This window comes from Acidovorax cavernicola, from assembly GCF_003581445.1.
The window spans coordinates 67,560-87,292 of sequence record NZ_QXMN01000025.1; the positions used below are offsets into that span (position 1 = coordinate 67,560).

The 19,733-nt window shown below is 69.2% G+C and carries 13 protein-coding genes; 7 read left to right on the forward strand and 6 right to left on the reverse strand.

What is annotated here, in order from left to right:
• Positions 1 to 28 precede the first annotated feature (28 nt).
• Positions 29 to 6,019 carry an alpha-2-macroglobulin family protein gene (locus D3H34_RS19455; RefSeq protein WP_119555886.1) on the reverse strand — a complete coding sequence of 1,997 codons (5,991 nt, stop codon included), beginning with the start codon at positions 6,017 to 6,019 and terminating at the stop codon, positions 29 to 31.
• A 182-nt stretch (positions 6,020 to 6,201) separates the two neighbouring features.
• Between D3H34_RS19455 and opgC the strand changes: the two genes are divergently transcribed.
• Positions 6,202 to 7,344, forward strand: a complete 1,143-nt coding sequence (gene opgC, locus D3H34_RS19460) for an OpgC domain-containing protein (RefSeq protein WP_119555887.1) — start codon at positions 6,202 to 6,204, stop codon at positions 7,342 to 7,344.
• Between the two features lie 143 nt (positions 7,345 to 7,487).
• On the opposite strand, the gene D3H34_RS19465 is transcribed toward opgC, so the two are convergent.
• The 3 genes from D3H34_RS19465 to D3H34_RS19475 are packed head-to-tail and all read right to left on the reverse strand — an operon-like array spanning position 7,488 to position 9,640.
• Entirely contained in the window at positions 7,488 to 8,240 is a 753-nt protein-coding gene (locus D3H34_RS19465; RefSeq protein ID WP_119555909.1) for an SGNH/GDSL hydrolase family protein, read from the reverse strand.
• A gap of 31 nt (positions 8,241 to 8,271) precedes the next feature.
• Positions 8,272 to 9,030 (reverse strand): anti-sigma factor, encoded by a 759-nt coding sequence (locus D3H34_RS19470; RefSeq protein ID WP_119555888.1) that lies wholly within the window; start codon positions 9,028 to 9,030, stop codon positions 8,272 to 8,274.
• 16 nt (positions 9,031 to 9,046) lie between these two features.
• Complete coding sequence (locus tag D3H34_RS19475) at positions 9,047 to 9,640, reverse strand: RNA polymerase sigma factor (protein ID WP_119555889.1); 594 nt, start codon at positions 9,638 to 9,640, stop codon at positions 9,047 to 9,049.
• A gap of 167 nt (positions 9,641 to 9,807) precedes the next feature.
• Here D3H34_RS19475 and D3H34_RS19480 point away from each other — a divergent pair, with 167 nt between their 5' ends.
• From D3H34_RS19480 to D3H34_RS19505, 6 genes are all read left to right on the forward strand, one after another.
• Positions 9,808 to 10,365 (forward strand): DUF3455 domain-containing protein, encoded by a 558-nt coding sequence (locus D3H34_RS19480; RefSeq protein ID WP_119555890.1) that lies wholly within the window; start codon positions 9,808 to 9,810, stop codon positions 10,363 to 10,365.
• 107 nt (positions 10,366 to 10,472) lie between these two features.
• Positions 10,473 to 11,012 carry a hypothetical protein gene (locus D3H34_RS19485; protein ID WP_119555891.1) on the forward strand — a complete coding sequence of 180 codons (540 nt, stop codon included), beginning with the start codon at positions 10,473 to 10,475 and terminating at the stop codon, positions 11,010 to 11,012.
• 17 nt (positions 11,013 to 11,029) lie between these two features.
• Entirely contained in the window at positions 11,030 to 12,331 is a 1,302-nt protein-coding gene (locus D3H34_RS19490; RefSeq protein ID WP_119555892.1) for a hypothetical protein, read from the forward strand.
• A gap of 95 nt (positions 12,332 to 12,426) precedes the next feature.
• Positions 12,427 to 14,619 carry an ATP-binding protein gene (locus D3H34_RS19495; protein WP_119555893.1) on the forward strand — a complete coding sequence of 731 codons (2,193 nt, stop codon included), beginning with the start codon at positions 12,427 to 12,429 and terminating at the stop codon, positions 14,617 to 14,619.
• Positions 14,616 to 15,248 carry a response regulator transcription factor gene (locus D3H34_RS19500; RefSeq protein ID WP_286185947.1) on the forward strand — a complete coding sequence of 211 codons (633 nt, stop codon included), beginning with the start codon at positions 14,616 to 14,618 and terminating at the stop codon, positions 15,246 to 15,248. Before D3H34_RS19495 ends, D3H34_RS19500 begins: the two co-directional genes overlap by 4 nt.
• 145 nt (positions 15,249 to 15,393) lie before the next feature.
• Complete coding sequence (locus D3H34_RS19505) at positions 15,394 to 16,740, forward strand: MFS family transporter (protein ID WP_119555895.1); 1,347 nt, start codon at positions 15,394 to 15,396, stop codon at positions 16,738 to 16,740.
• A gap of 54 nt (positions 16,741 to 16,794) precedes the next feature.
• On the opposite strand, the gene D3H34_RS19510 is transcribed toward D3H34_RS19505, so the two are convergent.
• On the reverse strand, positions 16,795 to 18,273 hold the full coding sequence (locus D3H34_RS19510; protein WP_119555896.1) for a rhomboid family intramembrane serine protease: 1,479 nt from the start codon (positions 18,271 to 18,273) through the stop codon (positions 16,795 to 16,797).
• 33 nt (positions 18,274 to 18,306) lie between these two features.
• Positions 18,307 to 19,704, reverse strand: coding sequence for an argininosuccinate lyase (gene argH, locus D3H34_RS19515; protein ID WP_119555897.1), 1,398 nt, complete (start codon positions 19,702 to 19,704; stop codon positions 18,307 to 18,309).
• Between the last annotated feature and the right edge of the window lie 29 nt (positions 19,705 to 19,733).

Genomic DNA, 19,733 nt, shown 5'->3' on the forward strand with positions numbered 1-19,733 from the left:
ATGACGGCCCGCCTTCGCCATGACCTCGCTACTTCGCCGCCTCCACCTTCACCCGCGCATTCGGCGTCTCGCCGAACATCTCGGGCGCGTACATCGCTTCCACGCGGCTGGGCGGCAGCGCGAAGTCGCCGACGTTGTTCAGGCGCACGGTGTATTCCATCTTCACCACGCCCTTGGGCAGGTACTCGTAGTAGCTGCGGAAGGCCTCGAAGCTGCGTTCCTCGAACGCTGGCCAGCCGGAGCCGCTCTTCTTCTCGCCCTGCGTGGCGATCTGCGAGTCGCGGCCCAGGCCGCTGCCGAGGATGGTCGAGCCGCCCGGGATCGGGTCGCTGATGACGACCCAGGTCATGTCGGTGCTGGCGTTGACCTCGATGCTCACGCGCAGCACGTCGCCGCGCGTGTACTTGCCGGCCACGGCCTGCTCGACCGGCGTGATGGTCTTCTTGAGTGCGTAGCCCGCTGCGAACGGCGCCTTCAGCTGCACGGCGGCCAGCGACTGCAGCGTGAGCCACGGCTTGCCGGTGCCTTGTTGCGTCACCAGCAGCGTGTCGCGCACTGGTGCACCGGAAGGCGATGCCGCCCACGGCAGGAACATGGTGTTGTTGCGCAGGTTGCCCGGCGAGGCGGGCGCGCCGAACATGGTGGTCTGGTTCGGGGCGCCGGACGGGTCGCTGGCCTTCACGCGTTCGACCTTGCTCCAGTCGACCTGCGCCTTCATCGCGCCCAGCGTGGCGGCCGTCACGCCAGCCACAGGGGTGCTCTCGAACACCTTGCTGAACTTCTCCAGCGCCAGCCCGCCCCACAGGTTGGCGGTGGTGGTGTGCCAGGCGCCGTTCTGCTGGCGGCCGATGAAGCCGTTGGCGAGCTTGCCGATGTCGTCCTTCCAGCTCGGGTCGTCCATCACGCTGAGCAGCAGGCGCGCGGTGTTGACGTCGCCGTTGGTCATGAGCCACCACCAGTAGTCGTCCTGCTCGGTGCTGAAGATCAGCTTGGTGCCCTGGTACGACAGGCGCGCCTTGAGCACGTTGTTGGCCTCGTCCAGGCGCTGCTGGCGCTGCGGCACGTCGTTCACGCGCTTGAGGATGTTGAGCCAGTCGATCACCGCGCTGGTGGGCCACTGGTTCGGCGCGATGGTGATGCTGCCGAGCATGCTGCCCTTGGCCTTGCCGTAGCGCGAGAGCGCTTCGAGCGCGGCGAGCTTGCGCACGTCCAGGTCCTTGCGCGGGCTCCAGAACTCGCGCGTGACGCGGCCTTCGACAAACGCGATCAGGCCCGATTCCATCGGTGCGCGCGCGTCGTCGGCGAGCGCGAAGGCGGGGTTGAGCTGCGCCGCTTCGTGCGTGGCCGCGAGCAGGTACGACGTGAGGATGTCGCTGCCGCGGTTGGCTTCGCCGTCGCGCGGCGGGAAGTAGCTGGCCAGGCCGTCGCTGTCCAGGTAGGTGGGCAACGTGGCGAGCACGCCCTGCCACATCTTCGCGTCGCGCAGGCCGACCGACTTGCTGGTCTTCTGTTCGAGGCAGCTGAAGGGGTAGTTCGCGAACCAGTCGCGCACGCCCGGCAGGCCTTCGGCCAGCTTGGGCTGCAGCGACATCTTCAGGCCGCCGCGGCCGGGCAGGGCGTCGGCGGGCGGGGCCACGTCGAGCGTGAACGGGCCATCGACCTGCACCAGCGTGGCCTGCTGCACCGTGAGCGGCACGGCAGGCACGATGCGCTGGCGCACCTTGAGCGCGTCACGCGCTCCGCCGACCGTGTCCTTCGCCTCGATCTCCCACAGGATCGCTTCGGCACGCGTCTGCGCGAGCTGCGCGGGCGCGGTCACGTTCCATGCCACTTCACGCGATTCGCCGGCCGGAATGTCGACGGTCTGCGTTTCGAGCGTGAGCAGCGTGGCGCGCGGCGTGGCTTCCACCTTCATCGGCTTCTGCGTGGTGTTGCGCAGGGTGATCTGCGCGCGGAACTGGTCGTCCTCGCGCACCAGCGGCGGCAGGCCGCTGATGATCTGCAGGTCCTGCGTGGCCTGGATGCTGGCCTGGCCGGTGCCGAACAGGCTGGTGCCCGCATCGGCCACGGCCACGATCTTGAAGGTGGTGAGCGCGTCGTTCAGCGGCACCGTCACCACGGCCTGGCCGTTGGCGTCGAGCACGATCTTCGGGTTCCACACGAGCAGGGTGTCGAGCAGTTCGCGCGTCTGGCCCTTGCCGCCGCCACCGCCCGCGGGCACGGCCTTGCGGCCGTAATGGCGTCGGCCGACGATTTCCATCTGCGCGGTGGAGGTGCTCACGCCCCAACTGCGTCGCTGCAGCATCGCGTTGAGCAGGTTCCAGCTGTCGTTGGGCATGAGCTCCAGCAGGGCCTGGTCGACCGCGGCCAGCGCCACTTCGGCGCCCGCGGCCGGCTTGCCGTCGGGCAGCTTGGCGGTGATGGTGACCTGCGCCTTGCTGCGGATCGGGTAGCTGGGCTTGTCGCTGGTGACGGTCACGTCGATCTGGTGCGCGCGCGTGCCGACGCGGATCTCGGCCATGCCGAGGCGGTAGGCGGGCTTGCTCAGGTCGACCATGGCAGTGGGCGCGACGTATTCCTTGCCTTCGTACCAGAAGGCGGTCCACCACTCGCGCGGCGCCTTGAAGCCCCAGGTGAAGAAGCTGTACCACGGCACTTCGCGCAGACGCCCGCGCAGCGCGAGCACGCTGATGTAGGCGTTCGGTCCCCACTCGGGCTTGACCTGCAGCGAGACTGTCGGGTCCTTGCCGTCGAGCTGCACCACGTGCGTCTCGATGACGCCTTCGCGTTCCACGGCCACCAGTGCGGTGGCGAAGCGGAACGGGCTGCGCACCTGGAACTTGGCGACCTCGCCGGGCTGGTAGCTCTTCTTCTCGGGCAGCACGTCGATGCGGTCGTTGTCCTCGCCGCCGAACCACAGTTCGCCCTGCTTGGTCACGTAGACCGAGCTCACGGCGCTGGCGCTGCGGCCGTCGCTGTCGGTGGCGCTGGCGATCAGCTCGACCTCGCCCGCTTCCTTCAGTTCCGATTCGCACAGCAGCAGGCCGCGCGAATCGCTCTTGCCGGTGCAGACGGTGCCGATGTCCTTGGTCTCGGTCTTGTTGTCGTAGGTGTAGAAGCCGCCCACCATGCGCTTGCGGCTGGTGGTGGTGATGCGCGCCACGGCGCGCACGTTCAGCGTCACGCCGGCCTGGGGCTTGCCCGTGAGGTCGAGCGCGAGCGCCTGGAACTTCAGCTTCTGGGCGGTGGAGACCCAGCCCTCGGTCTTGATGCCGGCGATGACCGACGCGGGCCACAGCGTCTGCGTGCTGCGGATGGTCTGCACCTCGCCGTTCGGGTCGGCGTAGGTGGCTTCGAGCAGCAGCTCGCGCGCGGCCTTGACCTTCGGCACCTTGTCGATCGTGACCTTGCCGGCGCCGTCCTTGTTCAGCGTGAGCGGCAGCTTGTCGGCGATCACGCGGGTGTCGTCCACGCTGTTGAGGTCTTCCTCGCCGGCGCTGGTGTCGGCGGCCGTGGCGGCCTGGCTGCCGTCGCCGGCGGCGCGCGGCGGGGTGAAGCTGAAGGCGTCGTAGTCGGAGAAGCTCAGGCCCTTGCCGCGCACCATGGCCGACACGCGCACCGGCAGGTTGGCGGCGCCGCCGCCGGCCACGTAGTTGATCTGCACGTCGGTCGGCACCGAGGTGGCGGCCACGAGCGGCTTCTTCTCGGTGGGCGCGATGCGGCCTTCGAGCACCGGCAGGCGGAACTCCTCGACACGGAAGATGCCGGTGGAGAAGGTGCGGCTGTAGCCTTCGTCGCCGTCCTTCTCGCCGTTGCGCAGTTCGACCTGGTACACGCCGAGCTTGGCGGCCGGCGGAATGGCAAAGCTGTTCTCGGCGCTCAGGCCGCCGGTGGCGGTCTTGCGCCACGTGAGCGGCTGGGTGAAGCGCTGGCCGCTGCCCATGTGGGTGACGACCAGCGTGTCGGGCCGGTCTTCGGGCAGGCCGAAGCCCTTGCTGGTCTGCGTGCGCAGCACGCTCTTCATCGACACCGTTTCACCGGCGCGCAGCAGCGTGCGATCGAAGATGGTGTGGGCGATGCCGTCGGGGCGCACGTCCAGGCTGGTGGGCACGTTGAAGCGCCAGGGCTCGATGCCGCGCTGCCAGTCGCTCCAGGTGAAGGCGAGGTCTTCCACGCCCTTGTCGTCCTTGGCGCGCGCGCTCACGAACCAGGCGCTGGTCTCGTATTCGTTCGGGCCGTTGCAGCTGGGCGCATCGGGCGACACGCCGTTGAGCATCACGATGCCGTTCGCGTCCGTGACGCCGTTGGCCACGGCCTTGCCGTCGCAGCTGGACACGCGCACCTCGGCGCCTGCCACCACCTTGCCCTTGTCGAGCGTGGTGACCCAGGCCATCGAGTTCTCGCGGCCCAGCTTGAAGTGCACGGCCAGGTTGGTGGCCAGCGCGGTGGTGCGCACGTACATCGTGCGCCCGGCGTTGTAACGCTCGTCGAGCAGCGCTTCGCCGAGTTTCTGCGAGGCGATTTCCAGCACGTGGAAGCCCGGCGTCAGCGGGATGCCGATGACCTCGAAGGGGCGGGGATCGCCGCTCTCGGCCTTGGGCATGTCGAGTGCCTTCACGCCCGGCTGGCCGCCGAGCAGCGACACCATGCGGGTCTGCACGTGCGTGCGTTCGTTCTTGTCGATGACCGGGGGCAGGGCGCCCTTCACGTCGCGGCGCGCGACGTCGCGGCCGATCGTGTAGCTGTCGTAGCGGCGCACCTTGCGGTACCACGCGATGATCTCGGCGTCGGTCTTCGGGTTGAGGTCGCTCACCTTGCCGGGCGTGAGCGCCTGCACCATCAGCTGCGGTTCCACGCGGCGCACGGTCACCGGCATCATGGCCGGGGTGTCGGGCTCGGCCAGCCGCTCGATCACGCCGAAGGGCGAGGCCGCGAACTTGGCCAGCGGCGGCATCGCGCCGGTCGCGACCTTCAGAGGGAAGCTGCCGGGCGAACCCAGCGCGCGGCCCGAGGCGTCCTGGAAGCCGGAAGGCAGCTCGATGGTGAACTGCGAGCTCTCGGCCAGCGGCGGGCCGAAGCTCGCGCTGTTGACCACGTCGTCGTCGCTCTGCGAACCGCCGTCGTTCTCCAGCTTGGCCTTGATCGTCTTGCCGTCGCCCTTGAGCACGATCTGCGACGCCACCTTGCGCGTCACCGGTGCGTTGAACTGCAGCTGCATCGGGCGCAGCGGCAGACAGGCCGCCTGCGCGTTCTCGCGCTCGCAGGTGAAGGACACGGCGAAGGGCTCGCGCACCTGGTAATCGAGACGGCGTTCCGTGGCGTTGGCCACGCCCGACGGCGTGGCCACGCCCTTGCCATAGACGACCTGCACCTTGGCGCCCGGCGTGAGCGTGCGGTTGCACTGCATCGTGATGAAGCGCAGCGGGTCTTTTGCGGCCTCCCGCTCGCGGTGGAAGGCCTTGAGCAGTTCGGTGCGCGCCTCGCCTTCGAGCAGCTTGGCCGGAATGCGTTCGCCGACGCCGTCGGCCGCGCACCAGACGTTCTGGCGCACGCTCTCGATCGTGGCCGCGCCGTTGAGCTCGAGCACGAACATCTGCTGCTCGTCGATGCGGGCGTAGGTGCCCGGCATGTAGTTGCGGACAAACGGACCGCCGCTATTGAATTGATAGCGCTCGGGGCCGGTGAACTCGCCGCCACCGGCGGGCTTGAAGGTGGGAACGCGGGTGACCGAGCAGCGCACGCCGGGCGGCAGGTCGTTCTCGAAGTCGTAGACCCAGGCCTTGGCGTCGGTCCAGCGGCCGGTGCCCTTGCCGGCCTGCGCGTCGGAGCAGCTCACGGTCATCGGCGCGGGCGCCTTAGGGTCGCCGAAATTCACCGCGGTCTGGTCGAACTTGGCGACGACCTGGCGCACGCGCGCCACTTCGCCCTGCGGGGTCAGGCTGGTGATCTGAAGTGCAAAGCCCGGTCCTGCGGCGAGGGCGCCGGCAGCGACGAGCAATGTCGGAATGAAACGGTTCACGGGGTTCTCCACCTTGAGGCAGCGCGCAGCGTAGCCGATTTACATGGCGCGCCGGCAGTGCCAAGCGTCATAGGCCGTCCGTGCTTCGCACGCGCATTCCGTGGACGTACGCCGGTCTTCTTACAATCGCTCACCTCGTGCGTGCGCCGCGCGGACCGCCTTCAAGACCTCGCCGCCGACCGATGAAACGCTACTGGGAAATAGACGCCTTGCGCGGGCTGATGCTCGTGCTGATGACCGTCACCCACCTGCCCACGCGACTGACCGATCCGCTGGGCCAACCTTTTGGTTTCGTGTCGGCCGCAGAGGGCTTCGTGCTGCTGTCGGCCTTCGTCGCCGGCCTGGTCTACAGCCGCATCGGCCACGTGCGCGGGGTCGACTCGATGCGCCAGGCCTTCTGGCGGCGCGTGCTCAAGGTCTACCTGTGCCAGGCGGCGATCCTGCTGTTCCTGTTCACCGTGATTGCGGCGCTGGGCGTGCACATCGACCAGCCGGCGGTCAAGAACCTCGTGTCGTACTACCTGGCGGAGCCGCGCGACGGTTTCCTCTTCGGCCTGCTGCTGATCTACGAGCCGCCGCTGCTGGACATCCTGCCGATGTACATCTTCTTCATGCTCATGAGCCCTTGGGTGCTGGCCTTCGCCATGCGCCACGGCTGGACGCTCGTGATGGTGGCCAGCGCCACGGTCTGGGCGATGGCGCAGTTCGGGCTCAGCGAATGGGTCTACGGATTGGCGGTGCGCTACCTCGGCGTGCCGGTGCCGTTCCACGAGATGGGTGCCTTCAACACCTACGCCTGGCAGTTCCTGTGGTTCGCCGGCCTGTGCCTGGGCGCCAGCCGCAATGCGCCCGACGCCCGGCCGCTGCGCTTTCCGGCCTGGCTGCTGGCGGCGGCGGCGGGCATCGCGCTCTACGGCTTCTACTGGCGCCACACCGGCATCAACGGGCAGGCACCGTTCGGCGGCGACGTCGAGATGAACCTGTTGTTCGATAAGTGGCAGCTCGGTCCGCTGCGCATCGTCAACCTCGTGGCGCTGGGCATCCTGGCGGTAGGTTTCGGGCCGGCGCTGATGCGCAAGATCCCGCGCCTGCACTGGCTCGAAGCCATGGGCTCGGCCTCGCTGCCGGTGTTCTGTGCGCACCTCGTGGCGGTGCTGCTGGTGCTGGCCTTCTACGGCGACAACCAGCTCGCGCGGCCCTGGTGGGGCGACGGCCTGCTGCTGGCGGCGGTGTTCGCGGGGATGTACTTCGTGGCGCGCTTCACGCGCGGCGCCGACGTGCCGCCGCCGGCGGACGATGTGCCTTCGGAGCCCGCCCGGGCATAGGAGCTCGCCCCCAGGCTCCGCGCACTTCGTGTCGCTTCTCCTTCCCTCTGCCGGGGGCGACACCTGCAGCCCGGCAAAGCCGGTTCTGCGGTGTCTCGCGACTGAATCCTGAATCGCGCGAGCTTCACGCCATGGAAAGAGGTTCAGGGCTGCGCCGCCGGCGGCATCGGCAGGTGCGGCGCCACGATCGACTGCCACAGCCGGTAGCCCTCGTCCGTCAGGTGCAGCCGGTCGCCACGGAACAGCTCCGGGCGCGGGCGGCCATCCGCGCCGAGCATCGGCGTGTGGATGTCGATGTACTCGCTGTTGGGCAGCAGGTTCAGGTAGGCCGAGATCACATGGTTGGTTTCGCGGACCTGCGGCATCAGCTGTTCGCGCGACGGACTGGGTTTGACCGAAATGAAGCTGATGCGCGCGTCGGGCAACTCGGCGCGCACCGCGTTGGCAAAGCGCGCGAAGCTGTCGAGCACCTGCAGTGGCGTGCGCCCTTCGGCCAGGTCGTTGTCGCCCGCGTAGAGCACCACCTGCCGGGGCTTGTAGCGCACCACGAGGTCGCGCGCGAAGAGGGCGCAGTCGGCCAGCGTCGAGCCGCCGAAGCCGCGGTTGACGATGCCGCCCGGCACGCGGGCGAAGTCCTGCGCCAGGCGGGTCCACATGCGCACGGTGGAGCTGCCGACGAATACCACGCCGCCAGGGGGCGGAAAGCGCTCCTGGTCGGCACGCGCGAAGGCCGCCAGCTCGTTGTGCCAGCGCGCCTTGGCGGCAAGGTACGCGGAGGTGGTGTCGGCGGCCGTGGCGCCGTCGGCTTCGTAGGGGAAGGCGGCGGCTGCAGTCTGTGCCTGGGCGGCGAAGGTGGTGGTGGCCAGCAGCGCGAGCGCGGCCAGCGCGGATTTCATCGAAGGCATCGGAAAGGCGAAAGGCAAGAGGTCAGAGCGTTTTTTCGATCAGCGCGCCATGGAACAGCACCGGCCCGGTCGGGCCGCCCGCGCTCGGGACGCCGCCCTTGGGCTCCAGGCTGATCGCCAGCGCGGGCACGCGCACATCGGATTCCGAGGCGGCCAGCCGCAGCGCCGGTGCATTGTCGAGCACGCCGAGCGAGCGCGGCGCGCCGCCGGGTGGCAGGGCCCACAGCTGCAGCGACTTGTCGGCGCCCTCGCTGTAGCTGCCCACGCGCTGCAGCACGAGCTGCTTCTTCTTCGGATCGAAGGTCACGAGCATGGAGGCGGCGGCCTTGTCGTCGGACAGCACGGCCACGTATTGCACGGCGGGTGCGTTGATCAGCTGCTCGCGCAGGTTCAGGCCGACGCCCACGGCCAGCACGGCCACGAGTGCGCCGGCCGCGGCGGCGCCGCGCCACAGCGCGAGGCTGCGCAGCCAGCCCCCCGTGCCGGTCGACGGGGTGGTGATGGGGGTGGCGGCGTCGCGTTGCCGCTCCATGGCGTGCTGCGCCTGCTCGGCTTCGATCAGGTTGCGGATGCGGGTCCACACGGCGGGGTCGGGCACGACGGGGCTTTGCAGCTCGGTCATGCCGGCCAGCCGGCCCTGCCAGACCAGCGCGGCGGCGCGCACGGGCGCCTGCTCGCGCGCGAGGGTTTCGAAGCGGCGGCGGGCACCGCCGCGCAGCGTGCCGAGCGCATGGCTGGCGGCCAGCAGTTCCAGCAGTTCGGGGTGGGCAAGGAGGTTCATGGGGCGGTCCTCGGGGTCAGGCGAAACGGCCCATGCAGGTGCGCAGCTTCTCGAGCCCGCGCCGGATCCAGGTCTTGATGGTGCCCAGCGGCAGCTTGAGCTGTTCGGCCAGTTCGCCGTGGCTCATCTCGCGCAGGTAGGCCAGGCTGACCACTTCGCGCTGGCGGCCCTCGAGCTGGCTCAGGCACTGGTGCAGCGCCCAGGCCTGCTCGCTCGCATCGGCCATGTCGGCGGGGCCGGGCGTGCCGGACTCGAAGGTTTCGGCCATCAGCTCGTCGAACTCCTGCGTGAGCTGGGCGCGGTCGGCGGTGCGGCGACGCAGCAGGTCGAGCGAACGGCTGCGCACGATCAGCCCCAGCCAGGCCAGCGGCGGACTCAGCGAGGCGCGGTAGTCGCCGGCCACGCGCCACACCGTGAGGAAGGACTCCTGCAGCACGTCCTCGGCCCATTCGCGCTGGCGCACCACCCGCATCGCCAGACCCATGAGCCGGGGAGCGGTGCGGTCGTACAGCTGCCGCAGGGCGGCTTCGTCGCGATGGCCGATCCGGTCGATCAGCGCCATCAGTTCGGCGTCGGGGCTGGGTGCGGTCATTCGCGGATTGTGGGGCATCGATGCGCATGCCCTGGGTACGGCCCGGCCGCGTCGGCGGATTCAATCGCACCCCGAATGAATCCGTTTGGGCGCGCGCTGCGTACAGGGAGCGGGGGGCGTCGAGATCCACAACGCCAGACGACGGCTTCTTCTTTCCACCTCGATCAGACACCAAGGAAACGACCATGCACATCCGCACCCTGACCGTCCTGGCTTCCAGCGCAGCGGCGCTTGGCCTGGCCGCCTGTTCCGGCATGGGCGCCAAGCCCATGCCGATGTTCTCGCAGGCCAGCCTGCCCGATGCCGTGAAGGTGCCCGCCGGCCACCGCGTGGCCATGGAAACCGTCGGCGCGGGCGACATCACCTACGAATGCCGTGCCAAGGCCAACATGCCGGGCCAGCATGAATGGGTCTTCGTCGGCCCCGACGCGAAGCTGATGGACCGCGCCGGCAAGCAGGTCGGCAAGTACTACGGCCCGCCCGCCACCTGGGAAAACGCCGACGGCTCGAAGGTCACGGCCACGCAGGTGGCGGTGGCACCGAACGGCGTCGGCAACATTCCCCACCAATTGGTGAAGGCCAACCCCGCCACCGGCATGGGCGCCATGCAGGGCGTGAGCTACATCCAGCGCGTGGCGACCCAGGGCGGCGTCGCGCCATCGGCCGCCTGCGGCGCCTCGAACATGGGCCAGAAACAGGTCGTGAAGTACCAGGCCGACTACATCTTCTACCGCGCAGGCTGATGTCAGAGCGCTAGAGGAAAGCGCCCGTCCCGCCGCCGTTTGGAAACATTCGGCAACGTATACTGCGCCGCAAAACGGAGCGGGACCGCGTACGCGCGGGGGCGGGAATGAAGCAAATTGCAATCGTGGTCGCGCTCTGCGTGGGCGCGTGGTACTTCTTTGTCGGCGGCCGAAAGCTCGACGAGGCGATGGCGCGCGACTACTACCAGAAGGAAGCGCACGCCATCTATTCGCGCGACGCGCAGGCGCTGTGCAAGCAGCTCAGCCGCAAGGCCGTGATCGAGAGCAAGCTCACGATGATGGGCAAGACCGTCGAGAGCAGCCACAACCGCGAGGAAGCCTGCGAGGCGGTGAAGAAGACCTTCGAGCTGTTCCAGTCCGTGGGCGACCGCATGGGCGGCATCCTCACCATCGAGTACGAGTACCACATCGACGCCGTCGAGGTGGCCACCGACCGCAAGAGCGCCGTCGTCACCGGCACCAGCGTGCTCAAGATGGGCGAGGCCGCGCTCCAGTACAAGACCAGCTTCAGCCAGCGCCTGGAGCGCGAGCTCGGCCAGATGCGCCTCGTGCATTCCAGCGACGCCACGGTGGTGCGCATGGGTGGCGCGGGCGCCATGAGCCAGAGCGACTTCTTCCGCAAGTAGCCGCCGCGCGAGCCCCCATGATCGACCGCGACTCCCTGCCGCCGCCTGCGCCGTTCTGGCACCGCCTCAACAGCTTCTTCGCCTTTCCGTTCCAGCTGCGGCCGCTGGCCTACGGCCTGCTGCTGGCGTTCTGCAGCCTGCTGTTCGAGGCCGTGTTCTTCCTGCCCGACGCGCTGGCCTTCGTGGTCATCGAGGTGGGCATCATCCTGGCGGCCAGCCGCTACGGCTTCAAGATCATTGCGCTGGGCGCGCGCGGCATCCGCGATTCGGCCGACTTCGGGCGCGAATCGAGCGACGAGTGGACCTACCTGCCGTGGAAGCTCTTCGCCATCTCGCTGGTGCAGACGCTGCTCATCGGCTGGCTTGCGTGGTACGAGCTGGTGCTGGGCACGGTGGGGCTCTTCGTGATGTCCTTCACCTTCCCGGCGGCGGTGATCGTGCTGGTGCAGTCGGGCAGCTTCTTCCAGGCCATGAACCCGGCCTACGTGATGGACGCGATGCGCACCATCGGCTGGCCGTATGCGCTGCTGTGCTTCTTCCTGTTCCTGCTGAGCACGGGCGCGCAGGTGGCGATCTCGATGGTGCTGCCGATGTTCGACGGGCGGATCGTGCTGCCGATCGTCAACTTCGCGTTCATCTACTTCGGCTGGGTGATGGCGAGCCTGCTGGGCTACGTGATGTACCAGCACCACGACGCCTTCGGCATCGACCTCGTGCCCGGTGCGGGCGCCGATGAGGGCGCACCGGTCGATCGCCGCACGCCCGCGCAGATCGCCGCGCAGCGCACCGACGCCGAGGTGGCGCAGTGCATCACCGACGGCGACCTGGCCGCCGCGCTGGGCATCGCCTACGAGGCGCAGCGCACCGCCGACACCGACGACCTCGCCGCGCAGCGCCGCTACCACCGCGTGCTCGCGCTCATGCCCGATAAGAAGGACACGCTGTTCGACCACGCGCGGCGCTTCATTCCGCTCTTGATGCGGCGCGACCTTGCCTCGGAAGCGCTCAAGGTCTTCAAGGCCTGCCGCGCGATCGACAAGACCTTCGTGCTCGATGATCCGGCGACGGTCATCGCGATGGCCCGCGCCGAATGGCGCGGCGGCGACGCCCACGGCACGCTGGCGCTGCTGTCGGGCTTCGACAAGCGCTTCCGCGGCCATGAGGCGATCCCGCAGGCCTACGAGCTGGCGGCCCGCGCGCTGGTGCAGGGGCTGGGCCGCGCGGACATGGCGCAGCCGATCCTGACGACGCTCGAGAACCGCTACCCGCAGAGCGAGCAGACGCAGGAAGTGCGCTGGCTGCTGCGGCCGGCGGCCTGAGGGGTATCGGAGCAAGCCGGGCCTTCGCGGCCCGGCTTGCGGATCAGGGCAAAATTCCGCACGCCGCGCCGGCCGGACCTGCGGACCCGCCTCCCATGCCGCCCCTCACGCCCGAACCGTCTCTTCCTGCCTCTTCTTCCACGCCGCCCGCGCGCTCGCGCCGCCGCGCGCTGGCGGCCTGGGCGGCTGTCCTCGCGCTGGTCCTGCTGCTGGTCGGCGTGGCCGGCCAGTGGGCCGCGCGGCGCGAGGCGAATTTCCAGGCCGACTCGATCCGCCGAGCCATGGAAGTGCACGTGCTCGGTCTGCGCGACGCCGCCGGCAAGTACGGCTACCTGCCGTTCACCGCCGGCATGCACCCCGACGTGCTCGCGGTGCTGGCCCGACCGCAGGACCCCACCACGCGGCAGCGCGCCAACCACTACATCGAGGAGGTGAACCGCCTCGCGGGCTCCGATGCGCTGTACCTGACCGACCCCCAAGGCCTCACGCTGGCGGCGAGCAACTGGGCCACGCCGCAGAGCTTCGTCGGCGAGTCGTATGCCAACCGCCCGTACTTCCTCGACGCGCGGGCGGGGCGCCGGGGCCTGTTCTACGGCGTGGGCCAGACCACGGGCGAGCCGGGGCTGTTCATGTCGGCGCCGGTGCGTGCCGAGGGCGGCGGTGGCGAGGTGCTGGGCGTGGTCACGGTCAAGGTCAGCCTGCGCCAGCTGCATGACGCCTGGGCTTTCGTGCGCGATCCGATCCTGCTGACCGACGCGCGCGGCATCGTGTTCCTGAGCTCGATGCCGGACTGGATGTACCAGACCACGCGACCGCTGAGCCCCGCCGACCTGGCCGGCATCGCGCACGACCAGCAGTACGGCGCGCGCACCCGTTTCACGCCGCTGCCGTGGCGCGTCGCGCACCTCGACGGCTCGCCGGGCTACCTGGTGCGCACGACGGTCGGCGGCAAGGCACGCCGTTTCCTCGCGGTGGACGAGCCCTTGCCCGACCTGGGCTGGACCTTGACGGTGATGGCCGATCACGCGGAAGTCACCCGCGCGCGCGAGCGCACCTGGATGCTCGGCCTGCTGGGCGCCGGCGTGCTGCTGCTGGGCGCGCTGTACTGGCGGCTGCGCGAGCGCCGCTTCGCCGAGCAGCGCGACGCGCGGCGCGACCTCGAGCTGCGCGTGCGCGAGCGCACCCACGAACTCGACCAGGCCCACGCCTTCCGCAAGGCGATGGAAGACTCGCTGCTGGTCGGCATGCGCGCACGCGACCTCGAGGGCCGCATCATCTACGTCAACCCCGCCTTCTGCGAGATGACCGGCTACGGCGCCGACGAACTGCTGGGGCGGCTGCCGCCGTACCCCTACTGGCACCCCGACGACGTGACGCAGCACTGGTCGCGCTACGAGGACATGATGAGCGGGCAGCCCGCGCGCTCCGGCTTCGAATCGCGCCTGCGCCATCGCGACGGGCACGAGGTCATCACCATGGTCTACACCGCGCAGCTCATCGACGCCGACGGCCGGCACAGCGGCTGGATGAGCTCGGTGGTCGACATCACCGAGCAGAAGCGCGCCGAGCTGCGCCAGCGCCAGAACGACGAGCAGCTGCAGCACGCGCAGCGCCTGGCCAGCCTGGGCGAGATGGCGTCCACGCTGGCCCACGAACTCAACCAGCCGCTGATGGCGCTGAGCAATTTCGCCAGCGCCGCCAAGGCCTTCTCGCAGCAGGGCAATCCGGCGCTGCTGGCCAGCAGCCTCGACGAGACCGTCGCGCAGGCCCGGCGCGCCGCCGAGATCGTGCGGCGCATCCGCGGCTTCGTGCGCCAGCGCACGGCGGGCACGGAGGACTGCGCCGTGGCCCGGCTGGTGACGAATGCGCTGGCGCTGCTGCAGGGCGAGATGCGCGAGCGGCAGGCCCGTGCCGAGGTCCGCATTTCGCGCACGCTGCCGCCGGTGCGCGGCGACCGCGTGCTGCTGGAACAGGTGCTGCTGAACCTGCTGTCCAACAGCTTGCAGGCGATGCAGCAGGCCACGCCGCCCGAGCAGCGCGTGGTCGAGGTCGAGGCCGAACTGCGCGAAGGACACGTGCACATCCGCATCGCCGACCGTGGCCCCGGCATCGACGCCGCGATCGCCGAGCAGGTGTTCGCGCCGTTCTTCACCACCAAGGCCGGCGGCCTGGGACTGGGCCTGAACATCTGCCGCACCATCGTGGAGGCCCACCGGGGCCGCCTCTCCTTTGCCGACCGGCCCGGCGGCGGCACGGTCTTCACCCTCGAACTGGAGGCTTCCGCGTGAACGCATCCGCATCTGCCCCCTTGCTTGCCAACCACCTGTGCGTCGTCGACGACGACGAGGCCGTGCGCCGCTCCCTCGGCCTGCTGCTGCTGTCGCGCGGCCATGCGGTGCAGGCCTTTGCCTCGGGCGAGGCCTTCCTGGCCGGCGCCGACCTGCAGCGCCCGGGCTGCGCCATCCTCGACCTGCGCATGGAAGGCATGAGCGGCCTGCAGGTGTTCGACGCGCTGCGTGCGCAGGACAGCCCGCTGGTCGTGATCTTCCTGTCCGGCCACGGCGACATCCCGATCGCGGTCGACGCGGTGCAGAACGGCGCCTTCGGCTGGCTGGAGAAACCCTGCAGCGACGAGCGGCTGCTCGACACCATCGCCAAGGCGTTGCAGAAAGCCGAGGAGGTCGCCGTGCGCCGCCAGGCCCGGCAGGCCGCGCAGGCGCTGTGGGCCAAGCTCACGCCGCGCGAGATGCAGGTGGCGCGGCTCGTGGCCGAGGGGCTGCCCAACAAGCGCATCGCGCAGGAACTGGCACCGCTGGAGCTGCGCACGGTGGAAACGCACCGGGCGCACATGTTCGCGAAGCTGGGTTTTTCGAGCAGCCTGGAACTGGATCGCTTCCTGCGGGAGCACGAACTCTAGAACTTAGGGTTTACCCTTGCGTACGGGTACGTAGCCGGGTGGGCGGGGCGTACGGACGACAGGGCGGGCGCGGCGGACCAGACTCGCTGGCACGGCTTTCCGCGGGCTTCGCGGGGGCTGCAGCCAGAGACAAGGACCCCCTCGCATGACCGCCATTGCCAGCAGCACGAGCGCCGGCGCTTCCAGCCCGGACGCGACCGCCGACCACCACACGCCCTACACCTTCGAGGAAAAGCGCAAGCGCATCTTCGCGATCTTTGCCGCCTCGTCCGGCAACCTGGTGGAGTGGTTCGACTTCTACGTCTACGCCTTTTGCGCGATCTACTTCGCGCCCTCGTTCTTTCCCAAGTCGGACCCGACGGTCCAGCTGCTGAACACGGCCGGTGTGTTCGCCGCCGGCTTCCTGATGCGCCCGATCGGCGGCTGGCTGTTCGGCCGGCTGGCCGACCGCAAGGGCCGCAAGACCTCGATGGTGACCTCGGTCGTCATGATGTGCGTGGGCTCGCTGATCATTGCCTGCCTGCCCACCTACGCGCAGATCGGCGCCTGGGCGCCCGCGCTGCTGCTGGCCGCGCGCCTGCTGCAGGGCCTGTCGGTCGGAGGCGAGTACGGCACCACCGCCACCTACATGAGCGAAGTGGCGATGCGCGGCCAGCGCGGCTTCTTCTCGTCGTTCCAGTACGTCACGCTGATCGGCGGCCAGCTGCTGGCCGTGGTGGCCGTGGTGGTGCTGCAGCAGCTGCTCACCGAGGCCGAGCTCAAGGCCTGGGGCTGGCGCATTCCCTTCGTGCTGGGCGCCCTGGCCGCCATCGTGGCGCTGATGCTGCGCCGCACGCTGACCGAGACCGCCAGCACCAAGACCCGCGCCGCCAAGGGCGCCGGCAGCATGGCCGAGCTGTTCAAGCACCACAAGCGCGCCTTCTTCGTGGTGCTGGGCTACACGGCCGGCGGCTCGCTCATCTTCTACACCTTCACCACCTACATGCAGAAGTACCTGGTGAATTCGGCCGGCATGTCGATCAAGACCGCCAGCAACGTGATGACGGCGTGCCTGTTCATCTACATGTGCATGCAGCCGGTGTTCGGCGCGCTGTCGGACCGCATCGGCCGGCGCAACAACATGCTGCTGTTCGGCGCCCTGGGTGCGCTGATGACGGTGCCTGTGCTGAGCAACCTGCAGAGCGTGGGCAGCCCCCTGATGGCCGGTGTGCTGATCACCCTGGCGCTGGCGGTGGTGAGCTTCTACACCTCGATCAGCGGCATCGTGAAGGCCGAGATGTTCCCGCCCGAAGTGCGCGCGCTGGGCGTGGGCCTGTCGTATGCCGTGGGCAACGCCATCTTCGGCGGCAGCGCCGAGTACGTGGCGCTGGGCCTGAAGTCGATCGGCCACGAGTCGTACTTCTACTGGTACGTGACGGCGATGATGGGCGTGGCCTTCCTGGTCAGCCTGCTGCTGCCGAAGCAGGCGACCTACCTGCACAACGACAAGTAGGCGCAGCGCCGCTTCATCACCAGACCCGCGAACCCGGCCACGTGCCGGGTTTTTTCATGCGCGCTGCAGGGTGCGCGTGACCATGTCGTTGGGCGCCAGCCGCAGCAGATGTGGCAGCAGGCCCAGGGCCCGCTCGCGCTCGCCGGCGTGCAGCAGGCCGTTGGCGCACACCGAGAGCGTGTCGCCCAGCTCGGGATGGTCGGGCGCGGTCTTCAGCAGGATGCGGCAGAGCTTGTCGGCGTCGCCGAACTGGCGGATGCGCGCGAAGCGGCGCGCCAGCCGGGCCATGTCATCGGGCTTCAGGCGCACGCCCGGTTTGGCCTGGTCGAGGTAGGTCGTGAAGCTGCTGTGTTGCAGCGCGAGCGTGTCGGCGTCGGTGGCGGGCAGGCGGAAGATGCGGCGCGCGGCCTGGTGGAAGTCGTCGCTGGCAGGTTGCAGGCGCGCGGTATTGAACCAGGCGCGCAGCGTGTCGGTGTCGCCGGGGCGCAGCGCGGCGGCGGCGCGCCATTCGGCGCAGGCGGGTTCGAACTTCATGGCCGCCGACAGCTTGCGCGCGGCGGCCACGTGCTGTGCGAAGCGATGGTCGTCGGTCACCATTTCCGACTTCACGGTCTCGGGCGTCTTCACGCGGCCCAGCCACATCGCGCCGGCCATCAGTGCCGCGCCCGTCAGCAGGCCGCCCAGGTGGGCCATGTAGGCGATGCCCTGGCCGCCGATCCAGTGCTGCACCAGCTCGTTGGCGATCCAGGCCGGCAGCAGCAGCAGGGCGGGCGCCGTGACGTAGTTGAAATAGAAGAACAGCTGGTAGAAGAAGCGGATGCGCCGCAGCCGGTACATCACGGCGTACATGCCCATCAGCGCCGAGATCGCGCCCGAGGCGCCCAGCCCGTAGCCGCCCTTGCCCGCGTAGGCCCAGCCGGCCAGCAGCGACGCGCCCACGGCACCCAGCAGGTAGAAGCCCAGGTAGGTGCCGCGCCCCAGCGCCAGTTCGACCGAGAAGCCGAACAGGAAGAGGAACAGCATGTTGCCCAGCAGGTGGCCGGTGCTGCCGTGCAGGAAGGCGGCGGTGAGCCAGGTCCAGGGCTTGAACTCGGCGTCCTTGCCGTAGTCCTGCGACCAGCGCTCGGTGAAGGGCGCGGGCAGCATCGCCTCGTACTGGCGGCGATCACGCTGCCACTCGGCGTACTGCGGGTTCGTGGGCGTGACGACCTCGTCGGCGCGCAGTTTCTTCAGGAAGGGCTTGTCGTTCTGCAGACCTTCGAGCAGCTGCGGATAGGCCTCTTCATGCGGCAGCATGCGGCGGGCCTGCTTGCCGCGCTTGGGGTCGGTCTTCTCGAGCCACTCGACGAAGGGCGCCAGCTCCAGACCGGGCAGCACGCTCTGCACGTAGAAGCGGGCGGCGCGCTCGCGCCCGTTCTCCTCGCTGCGCTGCGGCCCCCAGAACACGAGCATGTTCAGGAGGATCAGCAGCACCGTCATCCACGGCGGGTTGCGCCAGCTCGGTCTGTTTTCGAGCGGGATGGCGTAGAACATGAAGCGCGGCCCTCGGTGGTGTGGCCGCGGGCCTCAGCCCAGGCGTGCGCGGTGGCGTGCGACTTGCGCCTTGACCTGTGCGGGCGCGGTACCGCCCAGCACATTGCGCGCATTGAGCGAGCCGCGCAGGCTCAGCACGTCGTACACGTCCTTCTCGATGTTCGGGTTGAACTGCTGCAGCACGGCCAGCGGCAGCTCCGACAGGTCGACCTGGTGCGAGGTGGCGGCCTTCACGGCGTGGGCCACGGTCTCGTGCGCGTCGCGGAAGGGCAGGCCCTTCTTCACGAGGTAGTCGGCCAGGTCGGTGGCGGTGGCGTAGCCGCGCAGCGCGGCGGCTTCCATGGCCTCGGGCTTCACGGTGATGCCGCCGATCATCTCGGCAAAGATGCGCAGGGTGTCCTTGAGCGTGTCGACGGTGTCGAACAGCGGCTCCTTGTCTTCCTGGTTGTCCTTGTTGTAGGCCAGCGGCTGGCCCTTCATGAGCGTGATGAGCGCCATCAGGTGGCCGACCACGCGGCCGGTCTTGCCGCGCGCCAGCTCGGGCACGTCGGGGTTCTTCTTCTGCGGCATGATCGACGAGCCCGTGGTGAAGCGGTCGGCGATGTTGATGAAGCTGAAGTTCTGGCTCATCCAGATGATGAGTTCTTCCGAGAGGCGGCTCACGTGCACCATGCACAGGCTGGCGGCCGAGGTGAACTCGATCGCGAAGTCGCGGTCGCTCACGGCGTCCAGGCTGTTCTGGCAGACGCTGTCCATCTTCAGCGTGCGCGCCACCAGCTCGCGGTCCAGCGGGTAGCTGGTGCCGGCCAGCGCGGCGGCGCCCAGCGGCAGGCGGTTGACGCGCTTGCGCACCTCGCCCATGCGCTCGGCGTCGCGGCTGAACATTTCCACGTAGGCCAGCATGTGGTGGCCGAAGCTCACGGGCTGGGCCACCTGCAGGTGGGTGAAGCCGGGCAGGATCACGTCGACGTTCTTCTCGGCGATGTCGACCAGCGCCTTCTGCAGGTCGACCAGCAGGTCGCCGATGAGGTCGATCTCGCCGCGCAGCCACAGGCGCACGTCGGTGGCGACCTGGTCGTTGCGGCTGCGGCCGGTGTGCAGGCGCTTGCCGGCGTCGCCGACGAGCTGGGTCAGGCGGGCCTCGATGTTCAGGTGCACGTCCTCGAGGTCGAGCTTCCATTCGAAGGCGCCGGATTCGATCTCGCCGCGGATCTGCGTCATCCCGCGTTCGATCGCGGCGTGGTCCTGCACGCTGATGATGCCCTGCGCGGCGAGCATGCCGGCGTGGGCGAGCGAGCCCTCGATGTCGGCCTGCCACAGGCGCTTGTCGAAGAAGACGCTGGAGGTATAGCGCTTCACCAGGTCGCTCATCGGTTCGGAGAACAGGGCCGACCAGGCTTCGGATTTCTTGTCGAGTTGGTTTTGAGTCATGGGAGCCGTCCAGGAAGGCAATAATGGGT